Here is a 24,995-nt window from a genome sequence, read left to right as displayed (position 1 = left end):
CTGGGCCCCGCCCCCGCCCGAACCCGGGGGGGTGGGCGGGCCACAGCCGTCACCCCTTACCGGCGGGGGCGACTTACCCGAAGGAGGTCAACCCGTCGTGGAAAGCACGGAGGTGAAGCACGGCACCGCCGCCTGCCCCTCCCGCTGCGGCGTCCCCGACATCAGCCGCAGCTCCGCGACCGCCATGTCCTGCCCCTGGGTGTGCATCTGCGCGACAAGGCGGATCAGCTCGGGGATGCGGTAGACCGTCACGGCACCCGGCGCCGATTCGGCGATCTCCACCACATGGTGGTCCAGGAGCCGTCCCACCAGCAGTTCGGCGGCCCAGGTGTCCAACGCCAGGGTCCGCGCCGCGCGCGGGATGTCGAACGGTACGGCCCCGGCGCGGGCCAGACACGCCAGCGCCCGGCTGTCCGGCTCGGCGAGCCGCGCGCACGCGCCCGCCAGCCGGCCCAGGACATCGAGGGAGCCACTGCCCAGCTCGGCCAGCCGGCGGTGTTCCGGCGCCAGCCGGGCCGCCAGCTCGGTGACCGACCACATGCGGCGCGCCGCCAGCTTCTCGCCGGCCGCCCGTACGCCCAGCGCGCGGTTGCCGGTCAGGCGCACCGTCTGCCGGGCGGCGGCGATGTCCGCGCCGATCCGGTCGGCCCCGGCGAGCGAGGCGAGCAGTTCGACGGCGTCGTCCGTCTCCATCGGCGACAGCTCGACGTTGGCCGCGCCGGGCAGACCGGGCAGCCGTACGCGCGAGGTGACCAGGACCGCGCTCAGCGAACCGCCGGGCAGCAGCGGCAGCACCTGTTCGGGTCCGCAGGCATCGTCCAGGACCAGGAGCAGACTCCGGTCCGCGCTCCAGCTGCGGAAGATCCGGGCCAACTCGTCCACCTGGTCGGGCAGTTCGTCCACCCGCATACCGATGTCCCGCAGCAGGGAGCGCAGCGCCGCCGCCGGGTCGGTCGGCCGGTCGGTCTCGTCGTGGAGCCGTACGTAGAACTGTCCGTCCGCGAAGTGCTCACGCAGCAGATGCGCGGCGCGGACGGTGACGGTGCTCTTGCCCGAGCCGGCTCCGCCGAGGACGGTGACCACCTGAGGGGCCGTCAGAGAGGTGTCGCCGCCCGACTTGGCGTACGTGACGATACGGGCCAGCTCGGCGCGCCGCCCCACGAAGTCCGGTGCGTCCGAGGGGAGTTGGGCGATCACCGCGACAGGTGCGAGGGGTGCGACCGGAACGCCAGGTGCGGCGGCGGGCGAAACGGGTGGGCCCGTCAGGGGCGACGACCCGGCCGGCCCCGCGGATCCCGCCGGCCCCGTGGGCCGCCCCGGCGACAGATCCAGCGACGGCGCTTCGTTGAGTACGTCGTGCTGGAGCCGCTGCAGCCGGTGCGAGGGCTCGATACCCAGCTCGTCGACCAGGTCCCGGCGCAGCTGCCCGAAGGTCTCCAGCGCGGTGCCGCGCTGGCCCGACCGGTAGGCCGCGAGCATGAGCTGGGCGGCGAACTCCTCGTTCAGCGGGTGGTCGGCGGTGAGCTGCCGCAGCTCCCCCATCAGCCGATGGTGCCGGCCGAGCCGCAGATCGGCCTCGACCCGCAGCTCCAGGGCGCCCAGCCGGGCATCCGAGAGCTGCGCGACGCGGGCGGCCAGCGCCGGTCCCGTCTCGATGTCGGCGAACGCGTCGCCGCGCCAGAGCGCGAGCCCGACGCGCAGCGTGCGGGCGGCGCTCTCGGGGTCGCCGTCGCCCAGATCGGCGCGCGCCCGCGCGAGATGCCGCTCGAACTGCCAGAGGTCCAACTCGTCGGGCGCGAGCCTGATCCGGTACCCGTTGGGACAGGTCTCGACCCGCTCCCCGGGACCACCCGCGCCCGCCACGCCGGAGTGCGGGGGCTTGCGGAGCTGGTACACGTAGGTCTGGATCGTCTTACGGGCCAGCCGGGGCGGCTCCCCGTCCCAGAGTTCGTCGATGAGGGTGGACGTCCGTACCTGCTCGTTGGCGTGGAGCAACAGCGCGGCGAGCAGCCGCCGGGCCATCGGGGCGGACGGCGTACGGTCCTCCCCCTGCCCGCTGATCTCCATGGGCCCGAGGATCCGGACGCGCAACGGACGGGCGTCGCGCGGGTTCGCATTGTCCGGGTTCGCGCTGTCCCGGTGGGTGGCGGAATGGTGAGTGCTTTCGGTCGCCGAGTGCGTCAAGACCTGTCGTGTCCTTTCGGATCGTCTCTCCGGGACCGTGAAGCGCTCAGCCGGAAACGACCGCCCACCTGATGGTGGTGGCGGCTGCCACGCTCGTCTTGCTTCCCCGTGCCCCGTTGATCTCTGCCTCCGCTGAACCCTCCACGCCGACACCGAGTGGGGGCCACGCCCGATCGGGGGCGCGGCTCGCGTGCCAGGTGCGTGAAGGTGAAGTGCTTTCTGCTGTAAGGTTGTTGATGATCTCTGCTGCCAAACGGAGTGTCAATAACCTTGTGCGGCAGACGATTTGACTCCGGCGACGCCCTACGGGCCGAAGCTGTAGAGAGCGACCCCTACGCATAGGCCGAGCATGCCGGCCGCGTTGAGGAACAGGTTTCTGCCGAAGTCCTGTGCCCGTACGTGCATGAGGACGGCCACGAGAAAATAGGCCACGAGCGCCCACACGGTGACACCCCCCAGCACGGGCACCCACACCCCGAGGACCAGCCCCACGGCGGCGGCGAACTTCACGACGGGGGCGAGCCACCACCACTCACGCGGAAACCCCACGCCCTCGAAACACTCCCGCACGAACCGAACGGGCTTGAGGCAGAGCATCCCGTCGCCGACCTGAATCAACGCCAGGACAAGCACGGGCCACACGGGATCGGGCAGGGCTCTCATCGACCACCTTCCATCACCGACCCAAACGCCCTGGCCACCAGGCGAGTTGTGCCCGATCCCCCGACTCCCCCTGATCGAGCGAACGCCGGTCAGTGCACCCACTGTTCGATGGGACGGACAGACGGAGAAGAGACCATGCAGCTGCACCTGAACCGACACAACTCCACTACGCGTCGGCGTCGGCTCGCCGTCACCGTCGCGGCGTGCCTGGTGGTAGCCGGATGCGGGACGTCCGGCGACGACGACTCGAAGGACGCGAAGCCGCGTCCACCGTCCGCCACACCCGTTCATTCGTCGACGAAGAATCTGGGCACCTGCGAGGACGGGGAGTGCACGGTCGAGGTCCGGGAGGGCGACGCCATCCCGTTCGGTGAGAACGTCCGGGCACCGGACCTGAACATCGACAGGATCGGCCCGTCAGGCGTCGACCTCCGATTCTCCGAGCCCGGCACCATGACGTCGACGCTCGCGGGCCAGACCCCCGCCCAGGCCGGCGCCTCAACGTTCAACAAGACCGACTTCCGCGTCCTGAAGATCCACGGGAATACGGCAGTGCTCCGCATCCTGCCAACCCGCCGAGCCCGGTGACCAACGGCAGCCCGGCCGCCGCCGAGGCGTCCTCACTCACCACGCCCGCACGGCCCCGACGACGAGGAGAAGGCATCGTGCGCCTGCTCCCACTTCCCCTCCTGCATCCGCACGAGCCACCCCCCGCCCTCCACCCGCCTCCCCCGAAGCCCCGATCCGGTACCCTGTGGACCGAGCGCCCCGGCGGGCGCTGTGGCACCGGTCGCGACCAACCCGCCTCCCACCCACGGCAACCGCCCGAGGTCGCTCACGTCTCGCACAAGCCCCGCCTCCGTAGCTCAGGGGATAGAGCACCGCTCTCCTAAAGCGGGTGTCGCAGGTTCGAATCCTGCCGGGGGCACAGCAAAACAGCAGGTCAGGAGCCCTTCCGCCCGTGAGGGTGGAAGGGCTTCCGGCTTGCGGCACACGTACGCCGCACATCCAGGTGTGGCCTCGGTCTGGCCGGAGTCTTCATCTTGGGCTTGCCGTCAGTGGGCGTTTCACCCCGTCGTTACATCTCATCGTTTCATCCCGTATTACCGGGTTCCACATGGTGTGAACCCTGGCCCCTTCACCCGGGGGCGCTCCCTCAGTCCGTCTTGTCCAGCATCTCCATGATCTCGTCGCAGTAGAGCTGAAAGGTCCGCTGCTCAACCGGGGTCACCACCGACATCCGGTTGTGCACCATGGGATTGCGGACCTTCGCCAGGAGGGAGAACCGCTCGTTCCAGTAGCCCTTGTCCTTCTTCAAGAGCCGGCCGAACAGGTCCCAGTGCGACGCCATCAGGTCGTAGAGATCCCGCGGGTAGGTGAAGTCCAGGATGCGGGTGGAGCCCCGGGCGCCGAAGGACCGCAGTTCTCGGGCCCTCAGCTCCTCGCAGTGGTCAAGCATCGGGACCAGCTTGGGGCGAACCCTCCGCAACTCGGTCGGCCAGTCGGTGCCGTACTTGTCCTCGAAGACGGACTCCACCAGTTCGCGAATGCGCCGCTCCACAGTCATCCAGCTGTTCCAGTGGCCCAACTCCCGCCCGATCAGCATGAGGTAGTGCTGGAAGTCGTCGGAGAAGGCCCGATAGGCGCCCTCCTGCACCCTGACCAGCCCTTGCTGCAGCAGGACCTGGGCGTCGTCAGGGGTGACGACGAGTTGCGGGCCGAGGACCACCTCCAGCAGCGCGCGAAGTCGGCCGTCCGCCCGCAGCAGTGCTTCGAGATCGCGGTAGTAGTACTGGAACTCCGCCGGCAGGGCATGCGCCAGCACTTCGACCTCGTCCAGGAGGCGTACGGGGCCGCCTCGGGCGGCGCTGCAGACACGGTCCAGGAGCACACTCGCCAGATAGGGGTGGCCACCGGTCAGCTCGCCCAGTCTGGCCACCGCCGCGTCCGGGCCGTCGCCCGGTGGGAAGCCCGGTGAGAAGCCCGGCACCCGGGAGGCGAGCGCGCCGAGTTCGTCAGCGTCGAAGCAGGTCAGGAACAGGGAGCGGAAGATCCCGGCAAAGGTGGACTCGTCAGGATCGGCCATGTCGACGATTTCGCGGAGTTCCCGTCGGGACGTGGTGACCAGGCCGATGTTCCAGTCCAGGTTGTAGGCGATCTCCCGGAGGGCCTGGAAGGTGCCCGGCTCGGCCTTGAACACGTCACGGGCCGCGTCGAACTCGTCCAGGATCAGTACGACCCGCCATCCGCGCCGCCGTATCAGCCGGAGGAACTCCTGAGTCTCGCTCTGCGCCTGGGGCCAGGGAAGATCGGGCTCCACGGCCCGCCGGTACGCCTCCGCGGTTCGCCGGTCGATCTCGGCCGACCGATCGGTCAGCACGTCCCAGACGTCGTCGGACAGCCTGCGGAACACCTGCTGTATGCCGGCCTGAGTCCGTACGTTCATCCATACCGGCAGCAGCTGAGGATATGCCTCCCGGGCCTCGGGGCGCATGAAGACGTGGTAGGCCAGGCTGGACTTGCCGATCCGTGGCGGGCCGATGATGGCGGTGGCGCCGGCGGTCGACTGGGACAGAACCCGCTCCCGCAGGACGTCCATGGGGCTGGTCCGGCCCACGTGTGCGTCGCCGTGGACGGGGTGCCCGACAGTGGCGAAGGGGTTACCGGAAGTCCACGCTGTCATGTCCGCCATGGCCCCTACGCCCTCCTGTGCCAGAGCCACTCCGCGAACAGCCCCACCTTGATCCGGTAGCGGTCCTCGGACTCGCGGACGATCACGTCGCGGCGAAGCAGGTCTTCGATGACGCGGGGGCCCTCGGGCAGTTCGCGGGCCTTGCGGCCGTCGAGGTGGAGGTCGCGGCGGTGTCCCGACAGGCTGCCTTTGAGCACCGCCAGTATGGTTTCGTCCGACAGGTCGCTGACGTCCGCGTCACCAGGGGTGAGGAGATTGTCGAACTGCTCCTGGAGCAGCGCCCTGTCTCCGCTGACCAGCGCCGCCGCGACATTGTCCACGTCGGCGGGGCCGATCAGCGGCTGACGTTCGACGTTCATGTGGTGGACGAGGCGGTTGCAGAACAGTTGGATGTAGTAGGGGCTCCGGGCGGTCAGTTCGACGACCCGCTGGACGGAGTCGCCGCGATAGCGGCTTTCCCCGTTCTCCAGGGCGATCGGTTCGATGATCAATGCCTTGGCGGGCTCCCCGTCCAGGTATGACACCGGCTCCTGCCGGGCCACCTGGAACTCGTTGGGATACGCCTTGAGGAAGCGGGGCATCAGGTCGTTGCCGACCACCACGCTGCTGAACAGCTTGCTCTCCAGCATGGCCTTCCACGACTTCATGAACTCCCGTGGGAGATCGCCGCGTTCGATGGCACCGTAGAGAACGGTGAACTCGTCCAGCAGCAGAACCATCCGCCAGCCCCGGTACGCCTCGCTCCGATGCATCCGCCGCTGGATGTCCCGCATGTAGTCGTCGAAGTGGATCTCCGGCGAGCCGCTGTCGATGAACTCCCGCAGCACCGGCCTGGGGAGGTCCAGTCCCGGCAGCCCTTCGTCCTCCAAGTCGTCCAGACGACGGAAGAACGCGTTCGAGATCTTGTACAGAAGGCCGGCGTGGGTCAGATTGGTGGCGAGCTCGCCCATGCTGAACTTGGCCGCCAGCACAGGGGGGTTGAGAGCCTGCTGCAGATGGTGCAGGACCGACGACTTGCCGACGCGCTTCTGCCCGTAGATCACCACGCACTTGGCGTCGGCCCGCTCCAGGGAGTCCACAAGTATCTGGATCAGCGATCCGCGGCCGTAGAACATCTCCTCGTCCTCGACGGGAGCACCCTCGGCGTACGGGTTGCGGATCGGTTTCCAGTCCTGCGAGTCGTTCAGCCGTAGGGGCAGCGTGCGCGGCTCGGTGACGATGCGCAGGTCGGAGCGCACCATGAACTCCAGGCTGTAGTGCAGCGTCAGCACCTGTTCGGCCACGGCCCGCGGCGTCACCACCAGCGGGAGCGTGCATGTCTCGGTCTGCTCGTCGCGCAGGCTGTGGGCGACCGGTATGGGTTCGCCCACCGGCCGGTAGTCGTCCGTGTTGTCCAGCACACGCAGCATCACGTCGACGGCGGGGCTGCGACGGGGCAGGTTCTTGACGCTGAGCTGTACGTGGATGGTGGACGCCGCGCTGGGCGCGTAGCTGGACAGCACCTGCGTCACTTCGAGGTCCGTCGGTTCAGCGGCCCGCTGGACATCCCCGAAGTGTCCGGCGAGCGCCTGGTCCAGCTTGGTCAGCAGCGGTACCAGGTACTCCAGGCTCAGCCGTGTCGGATACGCCTCGATGGTGGCGACCAGTTCCCGTACGGCGGTACGGATCTTGGACTCCAGCCGCTCCTGTTCCAGATACGAAGGCTGTTCCAGATAGCCGTGGATGTCGGCCAGGGTGGTGGCCACCTTCTTGAGGCGGTCGATGTCGAGCGGTGTGCTGGGCGCCAGGCCCCTGGCGCGCTCCAGCAGTTGTTGGTCCTCGGCCAGGGCTCCCAGAGGCTCGCTGCGGTTCAGCGGCAACTGGAGCGACTGACGCTGCGCGTCCAGCTCCTGGCTCAGCTTGCGCAGAGCCTCCTGCCACAGCTCCGCGTAGACGTCGTGTGCGCTCGACGGCTTGGCCTCGCCCATGTAGTCGCAGAGCTGCCCGAAGAGGATGTCCCTGATGGGGGCCACTCGGAACGTACGCGAAACGATCTCACGCCGTACGCGGTCGGAGCCGTTGGCCATAAGGCTGAGCAGGCCGAACGTCAGGGGTCTGTAAAGACTTTCGTCCTCCAGAACCCACTGGAGTGACTTCTCGAACGTCGGGCGTGACTCCGGCTGCGGCCAGTCGGGGTCGAGGTACGACAGGACGAACTGCTTCACCTTCAACTCGCCCATGTCGTCCCACCCGCCCAACGCCACCGCTTCGGCGTAGTAGGTACGTGTGACGTCTCCGTGCCGGCGCTCGGCCGTGCAGAGGTCGCCCATGGCCGCCCCGAAGCTCCGCAGAGATTTGTGGAAACGACCGTCCTCGGACTGGTTGAGATCCCGCAGGGTACGCGCCACCGACAGGTTGTAGGCCGCGCGGTCCGCGGATCTCCGCGATCCGAGTGTGCGGATGAGATCGTCAAGCTCCTGGACGTCCCGCTCGTTCAGGGTTCCCTCCTGAACGCGTGCCGGGTTGACTCCGGCGTATTCACAACGGTCCAGGTGCAGAAGAAGGATGGGACTGATCGAACCGGGCTGCTCAGGCTTCCAGTCGCTCTTGGCGAGCAGTTGGTCGATCTTGTCCCAGATTCCTGACCGTTCGGCCTTCTCCACTTCTTCCCAGAGGCTGCGGAACTCAGGGTTCCGGGGACCGTGGTTGAGCAGGCGCTGTGCCGCTCCCTTCGCCCGCTCGGCGTCCCGGAGCCTTCGGTACTGCACGATCAGACGCTTCAGCAGGCCGGTCCGAGTCTGTTTGGAGTGCTCCCTCTTCAGGAGGTCCTCCAGCAGCCGAGCGGCTTCGTCCCAGTTCCCGTTGTCGCTCAGAATCGTGATGATCATGTTCTGGTGCGGCAGGATGTCCTGGACGACAACGCTCGGATCGCGCAGTAGCTCCAGCGCCTCACCGCTGCGCTTGTAGCGGTGCAGCCCCCAGGCGAGACTGCGCCGGGCCCGTTCGTTGCTCGGGTCCTCCGTCAGGGCCTGGCGGTAGAGCTGCTCCGCCTTGGGCCAGTCCTTCTCCTGAGTGTCGGCATGCTGCGCCCGTACGTATGCCGAGCGACGGACCCGGGATATCTGCGAATGGGCCGTGCGCTTCGACGCCGGGGTGGCCGGTGTCCGCGCTGCCTTCTCATGCTTGACGGTGTTGGCGATCTCCAGCAGTTCGGTGTGGCCGGGATGGCTCGCCAGGGCGTTCTGCGCGATCTTCAGCGCGGCATCGAGGTTTCCCTGATTGAGTTGGTTGCGTGCGGCCGCCACATGGAGTTGAGGCTCCTTCGGACCGAGGGCCTTCTCTGTTTCGCTTCCCGTCCTCCGGCCGGGCTTGGCCTGGGGCTCGGGAGTACGGTGCGAGGCCGCGATCGGAAGGGGCCCGGGCCCGCCGCTCCGGGGTAAGTGTGCCTGCGGGGCTATGACCGCGGCAGGTGGCCGGGAGTTCAGCGGTGAAGTGAGCGCCCCCTCCCCCGTGCCCTGCTCGAGAACCTCCAGGACCCGGCACAGGTCATCGGGCGACGCCGCTGACGAATCCAGTAACGGTTCCAGCGGTGCGGCCTGTTCCGGGAAGAGCCGGTACACGAGATAGAGACCGGCCCGAGTGGCAACCCACCGCTGCGCGGGGCTCTCCCGCACCGCGGCTCCGAGCGCCGAAGCCGCCTTGGGCGCGTCACCCTCCTGAAGCGCCAAGGCGAGAAACAGCCGTAGCAATACATCGTCGCTGTGGTCGACGGGGCTGAGTATCAGGGCTTCGCCGAGCGCCGCCATCGCCTCCCGGACACGGCCGTTCCGTATCCGCAGCACCGCCAGATCCCAGGCGTACCGGCTGCCGCAGGACACGGCCTCCGCCATCCATGTCTCGGCCTGGCGCCGGGCTGCTTCCGAGCCGACCCGTTCGAGAAGCAGCAGTGCGGCAAGGTGGAACGCCGGCGGGTAGTCGTACGCCTCCGCGGCCGCCGCCAGGTCGCGTATCGCCCCCGGCGCCCGCGACGGCTCGCCCAACTTCCGTGCGGAATCCAGCCGGTTCCTGGCCCGGTTGATGTGCCCCTCGATCTCCTTCGCCTCCGTGTACCCCAGTTCGAGCGAGGGGTCGAGACCGAACACCGGCGAGGTCAGCCGAGCCTGTCCGATGTCCGTCGCGAACTCGCCCTCAAGCACGTCCCAGGCGGCGGACAGCACCACGGGCTCCGGGGCGGGAGACGGAGCCGGAGGCGGAGGAGGCGGCGGATCCGGCGGAACGGGCCCCGCGACCGGAGCTGTTGGGCTCATGGCTTCAAGCTGCTCGATCGCAGTGGCGCGCAACAGGGTGGGCCCTTTGTCGGTGACAAGCACCAGACTGTCCGCCCCGACCGCCTCCAGGCGACCCTGAGCAGACCGCCCCCCGGCGAGATAGACGACGACATCCGTACCCACGGGGTACCACTGCTGGATCATCCCCAAGTCCACCTAAGTACCATAGCCGAGGTCACACCCGGAGGAACCAGAAAAATCACATCGGCTGTCCGGCTGGGAACACGCGCTCGCACACGCGGCGCCGCTCCTTCAGTTCAGGGCCGGAGTCGTCGTGCCCCAACTGGTCAGCAGGCGGAGGTTCTGCGCCGTGGGGGAGTCGGGTTCGGCGTGGTGGATGGTGAGGGTTTGGTCGGAGCCGTCCGGGAGTTGGAGCGTTTCGTACGAGAGCGTCAGGGCGCCGGCCAGGGGGTGGTGGAGGCGCGTTGTGCCGTGGTGCTGTTCCTTGACGTCGTGGTGGGACCAGAGACGGGCGAAGTCCGGGCTCCTGGTGGTGAGTTCGTCCACCAGTGACCGCAGCGCCGGGTCGTCGGGGCGGCAGCTCGCGTGCAGGCGTAGTGCTCCCACGGCGGCTGCCGCCTGTGGTTCCCAGTCCGTGAACAGCCTTCGGGAGTCGGGGCGCAGGAACACCAGCCGGGCCCAGTTCCGTTCCCGTGGCGGCAGTTGGTCCCAGTCGCCGAAGAGTGCCGTCGCCGTGCGGTTCCAGGCCAGGAGGTCGGAGCGCCAGCCCGTCACGTACGCCGGTACGCCGTCCAGGGACGTCAGCATCTGCCGCAGCGCGGGGCGTACCCGCTCCTGGGACGGCAGGGGTGCGGACTGTCTGTTCGTACGGTGGCATTTGGCCAGGCGGGTGAGGTGTTCGTGCTCGGTGGCCGTCAGGCGCAGGGCGCGGGAGAGCGCGTCCAGGACCTCCGCTGAGACGTTGTGACCCCTGCCCTGCTCAAGGCGGGTGAGATACGCGACCGACACCCCGGCGAGCTGCGCCAGTTCCTCGCGCCGCAGACCCGGCACCCGGCGGTGGCGCCCGTACGCCGGCAGGCCCACGTCCTGCGGAGTCAGCCGCGCGCGGCGGGTACGCAGGAACGCGCCTGTCTCGGCGTGGGGGTCGAACGGGTCCGGGGCCATGCGATCCACGGTACGTGCGCCGGCCGCGCCGTGGGTGTCCCTGTCAGTAGCAGGAACCGCCGTCACACGCTCGGCGGAGACCTGGCAGGCCACCGCCCCACCGGGGAGGCTCGCGGCATCCACCGCGAGTCATCCACTGTGAGGGGACACGTCTCATGTCAGGCACCTCGGCCACGAGTGAACAACGGGAGGACTCCCCGCGCTGGCCCGCGCGGCTGTGGGTCTCGCTGCTGATCTTCAGCGGGGTGATCCTGCTCGACGGTCTCGACATCTCGATGATCGTCGTCGCCATCCCCGAGATCCAGCACGAGCTGGGGATGAGCACGGCCACCGCCCAATGGCTGGTGGGCGCCTACATCCTGGCGTTCGGCAGCTTCCTGTTGCTGGGCGGGCGGGTCGCGGACCTGTTCGGCAGGCGGCGGGTGCTGGTGATCTCGATGGGCGCGTTCGCCGTCGTGTCGCTGTTCGGCGCGCTGGTCGACGACGGCGGCCTGCTGATCCTCTCGCGCTTCGTCAAGGGCATGGCGGCCGGCTTCGCCGCGCCGGCGGCCATGTCGCTGCTCACCACGACCTTCCCCGAGGGTCCGCAGCGCAACAAGGCGTTCGGGATCTTCAACGTCTTCGAGGCGTCCGGGTACTCCTCCGGTCTGCTCGTCGGCGGTCTGCTCGCCGGGCTGAACTGGCGGTCCATCTTCATCCTGCCGATTCCCCTCTCCGTACTGCTGCTGATCGGCGCGCTGCGCTTCCTGCCGCCCGACCCGCCCCGTACGAAGCGCCCACGGCTCGACCTCGGCGGCGCCGTCACCCTGCTCGCCGGGATGCTGCTCCTCGTCTTCACCGTGGTCTCCGCGGCCGACGTCGGCTGGTGGTCGTGGCGGACCGTCGGCGGGATCGCCCTGTCCGGGCTGCTGTTGGCCGCCTTCCTGGCGATCGAGCGCACCGTGAAGGAGCCGTTGATCCGGCTGGGCATCTTCCGTAACCGGGAACTGGTCACCGCCAACATCAGCATCGCGCTGCTGTACGGGGGCGCCATGGGTTTCCAGTTCGTGATGGCCCTGTACCTCCAGGACCTGGAGGGCTGGCGGCCGTGGCAGATGGCGCTCGTGCTGCTGCCCGCCGGGCTCATGGTGGTCGTCATCGGGCCAAAGCTCGGCGCCCTGATGAACAGGTTCGGTGTGAACAAGGTGCTGATGGTCGGGCTTGTCGCCTTCCTGCCCTGCTATCTGCTGATGCTGCGCATCGGTCCGGAGCCGGATCTGTGGACGGTCCTGCTGCCCGCGTCGCTGCTGTGGGGCGTGGGATTCGCGCTCAGCATCGCGACGCTGATGGTCGCCGGGACCAGCGGGGTGCCCGACGAGGAGCAGGGGCTCGCCGCGGGGATGCTGAACAGTTCGCTCCAGGTCGGCGGCGCCGTCGGGCTCGCCGTCGTCACGGCGGCGATCATGCCCGGCACGGAGCTGTCGATGCTGCGGCCGGGGCTGGTGGTCATCCTCCTCTTCGGGGTCCTGACGCTCCTGGCGCAGCTGACGCGCAAGCGCGCCTGACACGGGAGGCGAAGGGGGCTCGGACCGGGGCGGGCGGGGCGCGGGAAGGATCCGCGCCCCGCCCGTCGTCGCCGTCCCCACACCCCGCCGTCACCAACTGCCTTATTAGTGAAGGCTGTTGACTATCCGTCGATCCTCTGGCCAGGGTTCTGCTGGACAGCGGCGCGCACTCGGAGTGATCATGTGTCTGCTGAGACGCCATATTCGGCATTCGAGACCGTGCGTACGAGACCGTGAGGATGAGTCAGCTGGATGGCAGTTCCGCTTCGACTATCTGACCACGCCGCCCCGGATGCCCGAGGAAGGCTCGGCTCGTGACCCCTCCTGACGAGAACGAGTACCCCGTCGAGACAGCGGCTCAGGCCTCGACTCAGACCTCGGCTCAGTCGGCGGCTCAGACCGTCGGGAAGGCGGGCGGGCGGGTCGTCGAGCGGTCCCCCGGCCACCCCGAACAGCGCCCGCCGACCCTCCTGCGGGTGCTCCTCGAACGACTCAACTGGGCCAAGTTCGCCGTCTTCGACGTCCAGTTCAGCCTCGCCGCCCGCCGCGCGGCCAAGGAGTACGGCAACAGCCGCGTCGGCAACGTCTCCGTCTCCCGGATCACCTTCAAGCGGTGGCTGGCCGGGACGCAGTCTCCCCAGGGCGACGCCGCGACCGTCCTCGCGTACATGCTCGGCGTCGAGGTGGACCTGCTGCTCCAGCGCGTACCCAGCCGCGAGGTGGTCCCCGCCCGGCTGCCGCACGGTTCGTCGCTCGCCACCGCCCGCTCGATGGACGCCCTGTGGTCCAGTTCCTCGCTCTCCCCCTCGGAGGCGGCGGCCGGCACGGGCGGGCTCTGGTATCTGGACGGATTGCGGATCTTCGACGGTACGGCGGTGCCCGCCCAGATGTACGAGGCGGCGTCCCAGGACGACGTCGTGTCGATCGCTGTCGAGGAAAACCCGCATCTACGCGCGTTCGTGCAGCCCGCGCGTCGCGCCTTGCTGCTGGCCTCGCTCGGCGGGAGCGGCGGCGAGGGGCTTTTCGTGCTCGATTCCGCCCGCGCGCGCTACCAGTTGGACGCCGATCCGCGCGGGACGCTGCCGATACCGAAGCCGTACCGGCTGGACGATCTGACCTTCGGCATTCTGTGGGCGATGCTCAACCTGGAGGACAGCCTCCTCGCCGACGACCACATTCTCGACAGTGAACAGCGCGAGCTGGAAAGCCATTTAGCGATGCCCCGCTCGGCCGTGGCACGTTCGGCGGTACCCGAACTGTCCCGGGTGGGAGCGGCCTGGCTGGGCTCGTACTTCTGCGCGCTGCACATCGACCGCCATCTCGGCGAGGTGACCGAACCGCCTGTCTTCTGGACGCGTGAGCAGACGGGCGAGGAAGGCGCGGCCTGGCTGTTCTTCCGGCACAAGCACGAACACCTCACCCGTGCCGCGGCTCGGCGCACCGATCCGTCCGCCCGGCCGGGGCACGCGTTCTGCATACCGGAACAGTCCGTCAAGGAGAGCGAGCCCTACGAGCGGATCCTGCTGTTCCTCACCGTCGCGCTGATGGAGATGCACGGACTGACCGTGTGGGTCTGCGGCGAGGAGGAGTACTCACAGATCGACGAATTCGTCCTGGCACCCGACGACCGGGTAATCGTGGCCAACTGGCTTCGCTCGGACGGTATTTGGCGGGTCGGCATCACGGACCAGCGGTCCCAGGTCCGTACGTACACCCAGGCGATCGACCATGCCCGCGCACACAGCGTGATCGACGGACCCTCGTCGGCGCACCGACTGCGGGCCCTGGCAGACTATTTGTCGATCGACTGGCCCTGGCTGCTGCGCCGCTGCCAGGAGTTGGGGGCGTACGGCAGCTCCGGCATGCTCCGGCCGCGCAGCCGGCTGCTCAGCATGGATCAGCTGGACGAGGTCCTGCGCTTCGTCGGTGAACTCGATCCGAGTTGACGGCGGTACGAGTCCACGGCGGTTCGAAGTGCGGAGGCGACTGCCGTACGGAAGTGACCGCCGTACGGAAGTGACCGCCGTACGGCAGTAGCCGCCGTACGAGAGTGGCGGCGGTACGAAGTGAACCGCCGTGCCGCCGTGGCTCGCGATACGAAGTGACCCGCATCACGGACATCCGCCGCCAAATCAAGCGCCGCTGACGGATATTCACGGCGGCAATCACCAATTCTCCCCGTTGTGGAGGTCAAGCATGTTTGAAGTGCCTTGCCACTGGGGACAGTTGACTAGAAGATTCCAATGCGCGGTTTGAGAGGTTCTTCCTCATGCCCGCTTGAGATCTCGTCAAATGCGACCCTCATACCGATCGCCGCGACCCGCGATATCGATCGTTTGGCGGTCGTATCCCCGTCGCGCCCTGCCGACGGGCTCTTTGCGTTCGAGCCAATAGCCGCTTTTGCCTGGTTCACATTGTGAAGCCCCTGAGGTGAAGCGACCGCCGAACGATCCCCTCCGCCCGTGGCGGCGAACGCGGTTACACATCAAGCTTGTTATGGCTCTTAATGACGCTGGCATGTGCCTGTCCCGTCCAACTGCCCGTCTGTGAAGGCTCCTTATCCCCATGGTCCGCTTCCTCACGCTCGCCTCGCCGGCCCGGACGTATCGGTCGGCTGACGCGGCGGCTCCGGAGGGCGGCGGCCGGGACGGTGAGCCTGGAGCCCCAAGCCGGCGTCGGAGCGCGGCCCCTTCACCTTCATCCGCCGGTCCCCGTCGTACCGAGGACATTTATGCCTGAACTCTCCCCGCACGCCGCCCCAGCCGACCGTCGTAACGGTCGGCGGCGCGGACGTTCCGCTCGGAACAACCGGAACTCCGGCAACACGGCCCAGGCCCCCGGCCAGGTCCCCGCCAAGGCCAACCGGAATCTGGCCACCGAGAAGGGTCTGCGCTCGCGGATCCGTTTTCTCGTCGTGATGCCGGTGTCCACGGTCGTGGTGCTCGCCGCCGGCGCGTGGTCCACGTGGCAGTTCGTCGGGAACCCCGTGGCGACCTGGTCCGCCGTGGGCGCCGCCGCCGTCGTCGGCCTGGGCGCGATGACCGCCGCCACCCGTAAGGCCGCCGCCGTCTCCGCCGCCGTGCACGAGCAGCGGGTGACCAACGCGACCTCCGCCCGCCAGTGGGTCGAGCGCTTCGAGGCCGTGACCGCCGAGGGCCAGAAGAACATCGCCCAGCTGCTGGAGCAGATCAGCCGCGGCGAGCGCCCCCAGCTGCCGGAGGCGCTGCCCCACGCCGTCGGCCAGGGCAATCCGTTCGCGGATCTCGAACAGACTCTGCGCCACGCGCAGCACCAGGCGCTGGCCGCCGTCGCCGAGGCGGGCGCGCGGCAGCAGGTGGACGTGTTCGTCAACATCGCCCAGCGGCTGCACGCGCTGGTCAACCGCGCGCTCGCGCGACTCGACGACCTGGAGAGCGAGGTCGAGGACCCGGACCTGCTCGGCGGTCTCTTCGGCGTCGACCACCTGGTCACCCAGTTCCGCCGCCAGGTGGAGAGCCTGGCCGTGATGGGCGGTGCGGTCCCCCGCCGTATCAACAAGCCCGTCCCGCTGCCGACTGTGCTGCGCCAGGGCGTCGCCGAGATCGAGCAGTACGCGCGGGTACGAGTCATCCAGCCGCCCGAGGGCACGCTGCCCGGCTACGCCGCGGCCGAGGTCATCCATCTGCTGGCCGAACTCGTCGAGAACGCCGCCCGGTTCTCCGCCCCGGAGACCCAGGTGACGCTGCGCGCCGAACGCGTCCCGGCCGGTCTCGCGATCGAGATCGACGACCGCGGGCTGCCGATGGCGCCCGAGAAGCTGGAGCGGATGAACCGGCTGCTCACCAGGCCGGACCAGTTCGACATCCGCGAGCAGCTGGAGGACGGCCGGATCGGTCTGTTCGTGGTCGCGCAGATCGCGCGCAGGCACGACATCGACGTCGCGCTGCGCCGCAACATCTACGGCGGCACCCAGGCCATCGTCGTACTGCCGAGCGCGCTGCTCGACGCCGCCCCGCCGCCGCCCGTCCAGCGCCAGGCGCCGGAGCCGGAGCGGGAGCAGCACCGGCAGCCTGAGCCGTCTCCCGAGCCCTCGTCGGGCGCGGCCTGGTCGCACCCGCAGTCGGCCCCCCGGCAGACATCGCACCAGACCCCGCACCAGACGCCGCAGCACACCCCCGCCTCGCAGCCGACGCCGCACCAGGTGCCGCAGCAGTCGCCGTACCAGGTCCCCCAGCCCGCGTCCGGCGGCCCCGGCGCGTCCGACCACCGCAGCCCGCTGCCCGCCGAGGCCGGCGCCCACGCTTCGCACGGCGGTCGCGGGTCGCACGGTGAGACGACGGCGCCCGTACGCCGTATCGGCTCGCCCACGGCCCACGCGGCTGCCGCGGCGGCGGCCTCGGCCGGCGCCAACGGCAACGGAATGGGCATCGGCGGCATTGGCGGCGCGGGAGCCCATGGCGCCAGCGGCACCGGCGAAGCCCCGCTCCCCCAGCGGAAGCCCGCTCAGAACGGCTCCGGCCACACCGGCGGTCACCCGTCCGCGCACACCGGCGCCCACACCGGCCCCAACTCGGACTCGCCTTACGCCCCTTACGCCAACACCACCGCGAGTCACCAGGACTCCGGCTCCGGCTACCCCGGCGGCGGCCGGTCCCCCGCCCCCGCCCACCCCGACTCCGGCCAATCCAGCGCCGGCCGCCCCACCCCCGGCTCTGCCGACGTCACACCCCCCGAGGTCCCCCGATCCACCCAGGCCTCACCCCCCAGCGACGCCACCAACTCCCCCGGTCGTCGGCCCACCCTCCCCCGGCGGAGCGAGACGTACCGCGGACCCGAGTTCCCGCGGCTCGCCGACGCCGACCGGGAGGTCGTCGCCCCGAATCCGGATCTGATGGCTCGTTTCGCCTCAGGCATCAGGCTCGCCAGCTCGGAAGACGGCCCTCAGGGGCCCCCCGACCGGACGAGCTGACGCTGCCTTCGGCGGTCGCCCAACCACTTACGGAGTCACTCTCTTGCCAAACGAAGTTTTTTCGGCCCAGCAGCCCGATCTGGACTGGTTGATGGCTGATTTCATCAGGCGCGTCCCCGGTACGGAGGGCGCCGTCCTGGCTTCCAGTGACGGAGTGCGCAAGCACTCGTACGGTCTGAGCATCGACTCGGCGGACAAGTTGAGCGCGATCAGCACCGCGCTGTGCTCGCTGGCCGGCGGCGTCCGTGACATCAAGGGTCCCGCCGACGGCAGGGTCAGGCAGGTGGTGGTCGAGCACGACAACGGGCTGCTCTTCGTGTCCATGGCCGGCCCCGGGGCCGTACTGGGTGTTCTGGCCTCCGACAGCGCCGACCTCGGCGCCGTCGGTTTCGAGATGGGGCAGCTGGTCAAGAGCGTGCCCGAACACCTCAGTACGCCACCGCGGTTGAGGCAGTCCTCCGACGACCGGGTGCACTGACATGGCGGCTTTAGACGGCACCCCCTGGGTCGACGACGACGAGCACGAGGTCCGTCCGTACGCCCTGACGGGTGGGCGAACGCGGCCCACGAACGAGATGAGTCTGTCGTCTCTCCTCAAGGCACGCGCCACGGCGCCGGAGGGCTATCTCAGCCCGGAGGCGGCCCACTGTCTCGCGCTCTGCCGCGGCGAGGCACGGTCGGTGGCCGAGGTCGCCGCCACCCTGGGCCAGCCGGTCCAGGTGGCCAAGATCCTGCTCTCCGACCTGCTGGACGCGGGCGCGTTGATCATGGCGATGCCCACGAGAACGGCCGACCCGAAAGACCCGAATCTGCTGGAGGCAGTTCTTGAGGGGCTACGAACCTATGTCGTCTGACGATCCCATCGCCCTGAAGATCGTGGTCGGTGGCGGCTTCGGCGTGGGCAAGACCACCATGATCGGCGCGGTCAGCGAGATCAAACCGCTGTCGACGGAGGAGACGCTCACCTCGGCGAGCAGCGGGACGGGCACCGACCGGCTGGAGGGCATCGAGAACAAGGCCACCACCACGGTGGCCCTGGACTTCGGCCGTATCACCCTCCAGAAGCAGAACATGGTGCTGCTGCTGTTCGGCACCCCGGGCCAGCAGCGCTTCTGGTTCACCTGGGACGATCTGTCGCTGGGCGCCATCGGGGCGGTCGTCCTGGCCGACACCCGCCGGCTGCTGGACTGCTTCGCCGCCGTCGAGTACTTCGAGAGCCGCGACGTGCCGTTCGTCGTCGCGGTCAACGAGTTCGACGCGGACGACGCCTACCGCTACAGCTCGGAAGAGGTCCGCGACGCCCTCGAACTCAAGGCGGACGTACCGGTGTTGCTCTGCGACGCCCGCGATCCCGCGTCGGCGAAGCACGTACTGGTCTCACTCGTCAGTTACGCGCACTCGGTGTCGCTCCGCCGCGCGCGGGAGCGGGCCGTCCAGGCCCCGCCCGCCGCACCCCCCCTTCAGCACTCCAGCGAACTGGGAGCCACCTCATGACGTACGACACCGAAGCGGGCCTGCATCTCCCCGCTCCCGACATGGACTTGGCGCGGCGGGAGGCCCGGCTGCGTGAACTGGGTCTCGGTGACATGCCCGACGCCCAGTTCGACGCATTCGCGACGCAGCTCGCGCAGGCGGCGGGTGCGCCGTACGCGATGGTCAACTTCATCACCGGCCATCAGTTCTTCGCCGGTCTGCACACGCCGTCCGCCACCCAGTCGGGTGCGGGCGGCCCGGAGGCGGGCGGCGCACCCGAGGTGAGCCGGATCATGTCCCGCGACCACGGGTACTGCCCGGACGTGCTCAACCGCCGTAAGGCGCTGGTGCTGCCGGACGTGTACGCGTACCCGCGGTTCGCCTCGAACGAGGTGGTGGACCTGATCGGTATCCGTACGTACGCGGGCGCCCCGCTCATCGACGAGCGCACGGACACGGTGCTGGGCACGGTCTGCTTCGTGGGTACGGACCCGCGTGGCAAGGAGACGGGTCGCGACACGCTCCAGCTCATCAAGGAGAGCCGCGACGAGCTGATGCGTCTCATCTACCAGCGCACCGGCGGAGGCCCGCGCTGACCGGCGGGTCCCACCACCGCACGGCCGGGCCCTGTCCGGTGGACAGGGCCCGTTAGTCTCACCACGTCGCGGCTGAACGGCGGCGGAACTTCAGACGGCGACGGCCGCCCCCGCTCCGGCGTGGGCGGCCAGTCGTCGTGACCAGTCGCCCTTCGAGGTGCCCAGCGCCGTCTCCGCCAGCCGCTGGAGCTGGATGTCGGACGTGCCGGCCGGCGCGAAGATGTGGAACGCGTCGCGCGTGTAGCGCTCGATGGGGCGGTCCGCCGAGAGGCCGATGCCCGCGTGGATCTCCATGGCGGTACGCGCGGAGTCCATCGCCGACTCGACGTTCACAAGCTTGGCGTTCATCAACTCGGCGTCGCAGGGCAGCCCTTGGTCCAGCAGATGCACCGCGTGATATGCCGTCAGCCGGCCCGTCATGAGCTGCGACTGCATCTTCCCCAGCTTCTGCTTGACCGCGGGGAGTTCGGCGAGCGGAGCGCCGTACCGCTGGCGTGCGGTCGCGAACGCGATCGTCTCCTCCAGGATCGCCTGGTGGATGCCCAGCGCGACGGCGGTGAGATTGGCCCGGCCGTAGAGGATGCTGGAGGAGTACGCGACGGGCAGCCCGTCGCCCTCGTTGCCCAGCAGATTGGCCGCGGGCACACGGCAGTTGTCGAAGATCAGCTCGCCGAAGGAGAAGCCGTGGAGGCCCATCGCGGGCCGGTGCGGGGCGAGTGAGAAGCCGGGGCGGTCCGACTCCACCAGGAAGGCGGAGAGGCCCTTGCTGCCCGGTCCGGTGCGCACCACGACACCGTGCAGATCGCCGACGTGCGAGTTGCCGACGAACACCTTGGAGCCGTTGAGGATGTAGTCGTCGCCGTCGCGGTGGGCGGTCGCCTCCATGCCCAGTACGTGGCCTCCCGAGCCGGCCTCGGTCACGGCGATGGTCGGCAGACAGCCGCCGGCGGCGATCTCCGGGAGCCAGGTCTTCTTCTGGCTGTCGCTGCCGAAGTGAATGATCTTCGCGACGCCGAGCTGCGACGCCTGCACCATGGCGCCCATGGCCCCGCTGACCCGCGCCAGCTCCTCGATGATGATCGTCTTCGCGACGTGACCGGCGCCCATGCCGCCGTACGCGGGATCGATGGTGACGCCCAGCCAGCCCTGCCAGGCGATGAGCTGGGACAGCTCATGCTGGACGGCCTTGGACGCCTCCATCTCGGGTATTCGGGGACGGACTTCGGCCTCCGCGAACGCCCGGACCTGCGCCCTGAGACGTTCATGGAATTCCGTGGTGAAATAGCCACTCATGCGCCTGTACAGCCCTCTCGAATGAGACATCTGTCAACTGTCAACATGGTTAGAACTGATCGGTGCTCTCAGATCGGTCAGCGGAACCGGAACTCGCCATACCGGCGGCAGGCGCTCCTACACAGTGACGAGTTCGCGCTCTCGTTGCAGCACCGCACAGGGGTCGTTTGTGGGTCGTTTGCTGTGATGACTACACCCCGTGTCGGCCTGACTCAGTGCCAATCCGGCCTTTCTCACGTTTTGGCCGACCCGGGGCATGGTTCCATCCGAACCGCAAACGACCCCCGCGAGGCCCGTGAACGATCACGTTCGACGGTATGAAACGCGCCAAGAGACGTTTGCGGGCTATTCGGGCACGGTTCGGGCACTCTGTGGTCCCGGGCGGGCACCGTAAGACACCGCCGCGACCAGATCGTCCTCGGTGAACCGCACGGCCACGGTGCTTCCGTCGCGCTCGCCGTACACGTGCCGTCCGTCGGACGGCTCATGGGTCGCGAACCCGTGGCGACGGAGATATCCCGCCACCGTGAGCCGCGGATCGTACGGGAACAGGCTCAGCGCCCGGTCGAGGAGACCCGACAGCGCGAGCCCGCCGTCGAAAGTGGCCTCCGGGACGTCGGCGTCGTCGACGAGCACGAAGGCGCGGGCACCGGACCCCAGCGGCAGACTCGCGAAGCCGCGGGTACCCAGCGCGCCGAGGCTCACCAACGCGAGCCGCCGGGCGGCGAGTCCGGGATCGGGGAAGCCGGCCAACTCCAGCCGGGGTGTCACGAACTCGTAGATCTGGTTGCGCTCCCCGAACTCCCGCAGCCAGTTGGCGAGAGTCAGCCGCGGCGAACCGGGCGGGTGCGTCGGCTCGTTGGCCCAGGCCCACAGCCAACTGCCGTCGAACCCGAGCGAGCCCAGCGGCGACTGATGCACCGTCACCTCGCCGATACGCAGCGTGCTCGCCTCGTCACTGAGCAACCAGTCGCCGCCGAGCGGCTGATGACGCTCGTAGACGGCCAACTGCTCCACGGCGCCGGCGGCGTAGTGCGCACCCGCCTCCTCGAACATCCGGCTGAAGCGGTCGTCGGGCTGCACGGGTGCCGGCATCGGGGCGGGGCCTCTCCACTCGTCGTACGGGACGGCAAGCGTAGGACCTCCGGGGATCGCGGCGCGGATCGGCGGGACAGGGCCCGCGCGCCGCCGGACGGCTGCCCGGCAGGACGGTCGTGCTCGCTCCTTGAGCGCGCCCCGGTCGCGCCCCCTGCGGCTCAGTCGTCGAGCGCGTCCAGTACGGGCTTCAGGGGGACGAACTTGAAGTTCGTGGCGTCCCGGTCCGGCTCGCCCGGCTTGTCGGCGCCGTCCTGGACGACGAGCAGGCCGTGCGGGTACTTCCGGCCGAGCGGCCTGTTGAGGACGGCGGCTCCGTCGCTCTCCTCGGTGCCGTCCAGGGTTTCGGAGGCCGCGGTCACCTTGAAGCCGCCTGCGTACGCGTTCCGGTCGCCGATCTCGCGGTCGTAGGCCGCGAAGCTGTTGTCGCCCTGGCTGGAGGCGAGCAGGTAGCCGTCGCCGTCCTTCCGGTGGAGCACGGTCAGGCCCTCGACGTCGGCCGACAGGTGCGTGCCGCCGTAGCCCGGGTCCGTGCCGGGGGCGCACTCCTCGGTCTCCTCGTCGTAGGTGCCCGGCACCCCGTACTCACGGACCTTGTCGATCAGCTTCGGGGTGCCCCGCAGGCCGGCGTCCAGCCGCCAGATGCCGACGGTCTCCTGGCCCGCGTAGAGCGTGCCGGTTTCCGGGTCGACGACCATGCCCTCGACCTGGGGCTGTTCGCCCGGCTCGCCGCAGGGGGCCCAGGTCCTGCCGTTCGGCAGCCTGAACTCGGAAGGCAGCTCAAGCGTCCGCACCGTGCGGTAGGAGACCGTGCCGTCGGCGCGCGGGGTCAGCTCCAGCAGGCGCAGCGCGGTGCGCTCGCGCCGGCTGACCACCGCGTACGCGCGGTTGCTGGCCGGGTCGGTCCAGGTGGCGAGGCCGTACGCGGTGCGCTGCTCGTTGATCTCCTCCTGCGAGGAGGAGAAGATCGTCGGCGCCGACGGGTCGGTGATGTCCGTGAGGGGGGCCTTGGAGCTGCTTCCGTCGATGCGGTAGATCCGGAGCCGGTCACTGCCCCGATCGCTGGTGACGGCCAGGTCGCTCCGCCCGGAGCCGACCTTCATGCCGTGCACGAGGTCGACGTTGTTGAACCGGCCGGGGGCGTCGTCCGGGCCGGGGGCCTCCGGCGCCGGCACCGACTGCACTTCGCGCGCGTCGAGGTCGTAGACGCGCAGGCCGCCCTCCTTGAGCGTGGCGACGACGAGGCTGCGGGCCGGGTCGGCGGGGTTGCGCCAGATCGCCGGGTCGTCGGCGTCCGCGTTGCCGCCCGCCTCGTCGTCGTACACGGCGGGCGTCTCGGCGGCCGGCCGCACGCCGGGCAGTTCGCCGACCGGGCCGACCGGGCGGGCAGCGCCGACCGGGCCGGCCGCCACGGCCGAGTGGGGCACGGCGGTGGCCAGCACGGCGAGCGCGGTGAACAGCGTGAGACGGCCGACGGTGGTGCGCGGTCGGCGCGGTCGGTGCGGCTGAGTCATAAAAGTGGTCCCTTTCATGTCGCGAGCACGGCCAACCAACCATGGAGTCGCCCGGTGAAGGGTCTCCCCGGGCCGGCGGAACGGCCAGTTGTCCCGGACATGAACAGCACGGGCCGGAAAGGGACTTGACGGCCTAAGCCGCAGAGGCTGCGGAGGCCGCCCGTTCGCCCTTGCCGCGCTCCACGCAGAACTCGTTGCCCTCGATGTCCGCCAGGGTCGCCCAGCCCCGGCCGTCGGGAACCCGGTGGTCCTCCACCAGGGTGGCGCCCAGGGCCAGGAGACGTTCGATCTCCTCCTCGCGGGTGCGGTCCTGGGGTTCGAGGTCGACATGGACGCGGTTCTTCACCGACTTGGGCTCCGGGACCTCCACGAACAGCAGCGTGATGCCGTCCGCGGCCACCAGTACCTCGTCGTCACCGGGCTTGTCGTCGGCGTCCACCGCGGTGCCGAGCACCTCCGCCCAGAAGGTGCCGAGGCGGTAGGCGTCGGCGCTGTCGATGGTCACGTGTCGTACGCGAGAAGTCATGGCCGTCACTGTGTACCGGCGGGCGGGCGGCCCGCAGGTCAATTTCCGGCTTCCCACTCCCGTACCGCCGTCGCCATCGCCGCGACCGCCCGCGCCGTGCGCGCCGCGTCGCCGCGCACCGCCCGGCTCACCTCGACGTGCAGGAACGGCACGCCTTCGTCGGCGGCGAGCCTCCCCTGCTTGTTGTTCCGCCCTTCGAGCGGGCACGTGTCCTCCCAGGCCCGGCACACCCGGAACCCGTCGTCGGTCAACGCGTCCGCGAGCGTGCGCCCTTGGGGGCGGGCCCGGTCGCCCGCGCCGGTGGAGACGACGAGATCGCGGCCGGGGACGCTGCTGTCGGCGTAGCCGTGGACCTGGATGGCGGGGAGCCCCCGGGCGACGAGTTCGGCGGAGACCGCGTGGAAGACGGTGTCGCGGCGGTGGGCGACATCGGCCGCGTTCCCCTCGCCGGCCCGGCGGTGGGCGCCCGCGATGACCAGGACCCCGCCCGGCGCGCCGCGCAGGAGACCCGCGCCGAGCCGGTCGGTGTACGCGTCGGCCACCGGGTGCGGGACCTGGACGCTGTAGCGCGGGGCGGTGTCCAGGTCGACGTACACCCGGCCCCAGCCGCGCCGGGTCTCGTCCGTACGGTCGGCTATCTCCGCGTACCGGCGGCCCTGCCCGCCCCCGTCGCGCGGCGCGTCCCGCACGATCCGTACGCCGAAGTCCACCTCGGCCAGCCTGCGCTCGCCCTTCGCGTGCTCACCGTCCAGATACAGCGCGACGCCCTCGGCCAGGGCCTCGCGCTCGGCGCGGTCCGGGGGGCGGTAGCGGGAGTCGGCGACGACCCCGGTGGCGTACGAGGAGAGCCGGCGCTCCAGACCGGGCGGGGGCCCGTCGGTCGGGGCGGGGCCGGGGTTCGGGGCGTCGTTACGGGCCCTGTCGAGCGCCGGGACGACCACGGCGACCGCTGCCACCAGGAGCGCCAGAAGTACGGCGGTGCGCGACAGATTGACCGGTGCCGTTATCTTTTTGGTCGGATCAGGGCTCATGTTC

General features: G+C 69.6%; 18 protein-coding genes and 1 tRNA gene. 9 read left to right on the top strand and 10 right to left on the bottom strand.

Annotated elements, in window-relative coordinates; all coding sequences use genetic code 11:
• Positions 1-87: 87 nt before the first annotated feature.
• Both ACFUN8_RS21510 and ACFUN8_RS21505 read right to left on the bottom strand, forming a co-directional pair.
• Positions 88-2,067 carry a BTAD domain-containing putative transcriptional regulator gene (locus tag ACFUN8_RS21510; RefSeq protein WP_383639912.1) on the bottom strand — a complete coding sequence of 660 codons (1,980 nt, stop codon included), beginning with the start codon at positions 2,065-2,067 and terminating at the stop codon, positions 88-90.
• A 420-nt stretch (positions 2,068-2,487) separates the two neighbouring features.
• Positions 2,488-2,847, bottom strand: a complete 360-nt coding sequence (locus tag ACFUN8_RS21505) for a DoxX family protein (protein WP_383639909.1) — start codon at positions 2,845-2,847, stop codon at positions 2,488-2,490.
• 135 nt (positions 2,848-2,982) lie between these two features.
• On the opposite strand from ACFUN8_RS21505, the gene ACFUN8_RS21500 reads away from it, so the two are divergent.
• Both ACFUN8_RS21500 and ACFUN8_RS21495 read left to right on the top strand, forming a co-directional pair.
• Positions 2,983-3,435, top strand: coding sequence for a hypothetical protein (locus ACFUN8_RS21500; protein ID WP_383639906.1), 453 nt, complete (start codon positions 2,983-2,985; stop codon positions 3,433-3,435).
• 267 nt (positions 3,436-3,702) lie between these two features.
• Positions 3,703-3,775: transfer RNA gene (locus ACFUN8_RS21495), tRNA-Arg, on the top strand.
• Between the two features lie 228 nt (positions 3,776-4,003).
• Here the strand turns inward: ACFUN8_RS21495 and ACFUN8_RS21490 are convergent.
• The 3 genes from ACFUN8_RS21490 to ACFUN8_RS21480 all read right to left on the bottom strand — a co-directional run bounded on the left by ACFUN8_RS21490 (position 4,004) and on the right by ACFUN8_RS21480 (position 10,971).
• Positions 4,004-5,539, bottom strand: coding sequence for an ATP-binding protein (locus tag ACFUN8_RS21490; RefSeq protein WP_383639903.1), 1,536 nt, complete (start codon positions 5,537-5,539; stop codon positions 4,004-4,006).
• Positions 5,540-5,544: 5 nt separating this feature from the next.
• Complete coding sequence (locus tag ACFUN8_RS21485) at positions 5,545-9,738, bottom strand: cold-shock protein (RefSeq protein WP_383639900.1); 4,194 nt, start codon at positions 9,736-9,738, stop codon at positions 5,545-5,547.
• A gap of 360 nt (positions 9,739-10,098) precedes the next feature.
• Positions 10,099-10,971, bottom strand: coding sequence for a helix-turn-helix domain-containing protein (locus tag ACFUN8_RS21480; RefSeq protein WP_383639897.1), 873 nt, complete (start codon positions 10,969-10,971; stop codon positions 10,099-10,101).
• A 155-nt stretch (positions 10,972-11,126) separates the two neighbouring features.
• Here ACFUN8_RS21480 and ACFUN8_RS21475 point away from each other — a divergent pair, with 155 nt between their 5' ends.
• The 7 genes from ACFUN8_RS21475 to ACFUN8_RS21445 all read left to right on the top strand — a co-directional run bounded on the left by ACFUN8_RS21475 (position 11,127) and on the right by ACFUN8_RS21445 (position 19,532).
• Positions 11,127-12,515, top strand: a complete 1,389-nt coding sequence (locus ACFUN8_RS21475; protein ID WP_383639894.1) for an MFS transporter — start codon at positions 11,127-11,129, stop codon at positions 12,513-12,515.
• 314 nt (positions 12,516-12,829) lie between these two features.
• A complete protein-coding gene (locus ACFUN8_RS21470) occupies positions 12,830-14,461 on the top strand; it encodes a hypothetical protein (RefSeq protein ID WP_383639891.1) in 1,632 nt (543 codons plus the stop codon).
• 785 nt (positions 14,462-15,246) lie between these two features.
• Positions 15,247-17,463 carry an ATP-binding protein gene (locus ACFUN8_RS21465; protein WP_383639888.1) on the top strand — a complete coding sequence of 739 codons (2,217 nt, stop codon included), beginning with the start codon at positions 15,247-15,249 and terminating at the stop codon, positions 17,461-17,463.
• A 91-nt stretch (positions 17,464-17,554) separates the two neighbouring features.
• Positions 17,555-17,941: a roadblock/LC7 domain-containing protein gene (locus tag ACFUN8_RS21460; RefSeq protein ID WP_383639885.1), complete on the top strand. Its 387-nt coding sequence runs from the start codon at positions 17,555-17,557 to the stop codon at positions 17,939-17,941.
• A 1-nt stretch (position 17,942) separates the two neighbouring features.
• Positions 17,943-18,317, top strand: a complete 375-nt coding sequence (locus tag ACFUN8_RS21455) for a DUF742 domain-containing protein (protein ID WP_189109796.1) — start codon at positions 17,943-17,945, stop codon at positions 18,315-18,317.
• Positions 18,307-18,957 (top strand): ATP/GTP-binding protein, encoded by a 651-nt coding sequence (locus tag ACFUN8_RS21450; RefSeq protein WP_383639882.1) that lies wholly within the window; start codon positions 18,307-18,309, stop codon positions 18,955-18,957. The genes ACFUN8_RS21455 and ACFUN8_RS21450 overlap by 11 nt, the downstream gene beginning before the upstream one ends.
• The gene (locus ACFUN8_RS21445; protein ID WP_383639880.1) at positions 18,954-19,532 is read left to right on the top strand and encodes a GAF domain-containing protein; all 579 of its coding nucleotides are present in this window, start codon (positions 18,954-18,956) and stop codon (positions 19,530-19,532) included. Before ACFUN8_RS21450 ends, ACFUN8_RS21445 begins: the two co-directional genes overlap by 4 nt.
• A 90-nt stretch (positions 19,533-19,622) precedes the next feature.
• On the opposite strand, the gene ACFUN8_RS21440 is transcribed toward ACFUN8_RS21445, so the two are convergent.
• The 5 genes from ACFUN8_RS21440 to ACFUN8_RS21420 form a co-directional block, all read right to left on the bottom strand.
• A complete protein-coding gene (locus tag ACFUN8_RS21440; RefSeq protein WP_383639878.1) occupies positions 19,623-20,825 on the bottom strand; it encodes an acyl-CoA dehydrogenase family protein in 1,203 nt (400 codons plus the stop codon).
• A gap of 345 nt (positions 20,826-21,170) precedes the next feature.
• A complete protein-coding gene (locus tag ACFUN8_RS21435; RefSeq protein ID WP_383639875.1) occupies positions 21,171-21,920 on the bottom strand; it encodes a DUF6882 domain-containing protein in 750 nt (249 codons plus the stop codon).
• Between the two features lie 161 nt (positions 21,921-22,081).
• Positions 22,082-23,434, bottom strand: a complete 1,353-nt coding sequence (locus ACFUN8_RS21430) for a phytase (RefSeq protein ID WP_383639872.1) — start codon at positions 23,432-23,434, stop codon at positions 22,082-22,084.
• Between the two features lie 133 nt (positions 23,435-23,567).
• Positions 23,568-23,960 carry a VOC family protein gene (locus ACFUN8_RS21425; RefSeq protein WP_383639869.1) on the bottom strand — a complete coding sequence of 131 codons (393 nt, stop codon included), beginning with the start codon at positions 23,958-23,960 and terminating at the stop codon, positions 23,568-23,570.
• Positions 23,961-23,998: 38 nt separating this feature from the next.
• Positions 23,999-24,991, bottom strand: coding sequence for a hypothetical protein (locus ACFUN8_RS21420; protein ID WP_383639866.1), 993 nt, complete (start codon positions 24,989-24,991; stop codon positions 23,999-24,001).
• Between the last annotated feature and the right edge of the window lie 4 nt (positions 24,992-24,995).

Source organism: Streptomyces sp. NPDC057307, assembly GCF_042667665.1.
Taxonomy (GTDB): Bacteria; Actinomycetota; Actinomycetes; order Streptomycetales; family Streptomycetaceae; genus Streptomyces.
The sequence above is the reverse complement of the archived record's forward strand: the minus strand, read 5'-3'. Positions and strand labels throughout refer to the sequence as shown.

What these genes read in the sequence shown, in the direction of transcription:
- ACFUN8_RS21420 (WP_383639866.1), bottom strand. Translation starts at nt 24,991, where the DNA reads ATGAGCCCTGATCCGACCAAAAAGATAACGGCACCGGTCAATCTGTCG.
- ACFUN8_RS21480 (WP_383639897.1), bottom strand. Translation starts at nt 10,971, where the DNA reads ATGGCCCCGGACCCGTTCGACCCCCACGCCGAGACAGGCGCGTTCCTG.
- ACFUN8_RS21455 (WP_189109796.1), top strand. Translation starts at nt 17,943, where the DNA reads ATGGCGGCTTTAGACGGCACCCCCTGGGTCGACGACGACGAGCACGAG.
- ACFUN8_RS21445 (WP_383639880.1), top strand. Translation starts at nt 18,954, where the DNA reads ATGACGTACGACACCGAAGCGGGCCTGCATCTCCCCGCTCCCGACATG.
- ACFUN8_RS21500 (WP_383639906.1), top strand. Translation starts at nt 2,983, where the DNA reads ATGCAGCTGCACCTGAACCGACACAACTCCACTACGCGTCGGCGTCGG.
- ACFUN8_RS21460 (WP_383639885.1), top strand. Translation starts at nt 17,555, where the DNA reads ATGGCTGATTTCATCAGGCGCGTCCCCGGTACGGAGGGCGCCGTCCTG.
- ACFUN8_RS21430 (WP_383639872.1), bottom strand. Translation starts at nt 23,434, where the DNA reads ATGACTCAGCCGCACCGACCGCGCCGACCGCGCACCACCGTCGGCCGT.
- ACFUN8_RS21450 (WP_383639882.1), top strand. Translation starts at nt 18,307, where the DNA reads ATGTCGTCTGACGATCCCATCGCCCTGAAGATCGTGGTCGGTGGCGGC.
- ACFUN8_RS21425 (WP_383639869.1), bottom strand. Translation starts at nt 23,960, where the DNA reads ATGACTTCTCGCGTACGACACGTGACCATCGACAGCGCCGACGCCTAC.
- ACFUN8_RS21465 (WP_383639888.1), top strand. Translation starts at nt 15,247, where the DNA reads ATGCCTGAACTCTCCCCGCACGCCGCCCCAGCCGACCGTCGTAACGGT.
- ACFUN8_RS21490 (WP_383639903.1), bottom strand. Translation starts at nt 5,539, where the DNA reads ATGGCGGACATGACAGCGTGGACTTCCGGTAACCCCTTCGCCACTGTC.
- ACFUN8_RS21505 (WP_383639909.1), bottom strand. Translation starts at nt 2,847, where the DNA reads ATGAGAGCCCTGCCCGATCCCGTGTGGCCCGTGCTTGTCCTGGCGTTG.
- ACFUN8_RS21510 (WP_383639912.1), bottom strand. Translation starts at nt 2,067, where the DNA reads ATGGAGATCAGCGGGCAGGGGGAGGACCGTACGCCGTCCGCCCCGATG.
- ACFUN8_RS21440 (WP_383639878.1), bottom strand. Translation starts at nt 20,825, where the DNA reads ATGAGTGGCTATTTCACCACGGAATTCCATGAACGTCTCAGGGCGCAG.
- ACFUN8_RS21435 (WP_383639875.1), bottom strand. Translation starts at nt 21,920, where the DNA reads ATGCCGGCACCCGTGCAGCCCGACGACCGCTTCAGCCGGATGTTCGAG.
- ACFUN8_RS21475 (WP_383639894.1), top strand. Translation starts at nt 11,127, where the DNA reads ATGTCAGGCACCTCGGCCACGAGTGAACAACGGGAGGACTCCCCGCGC.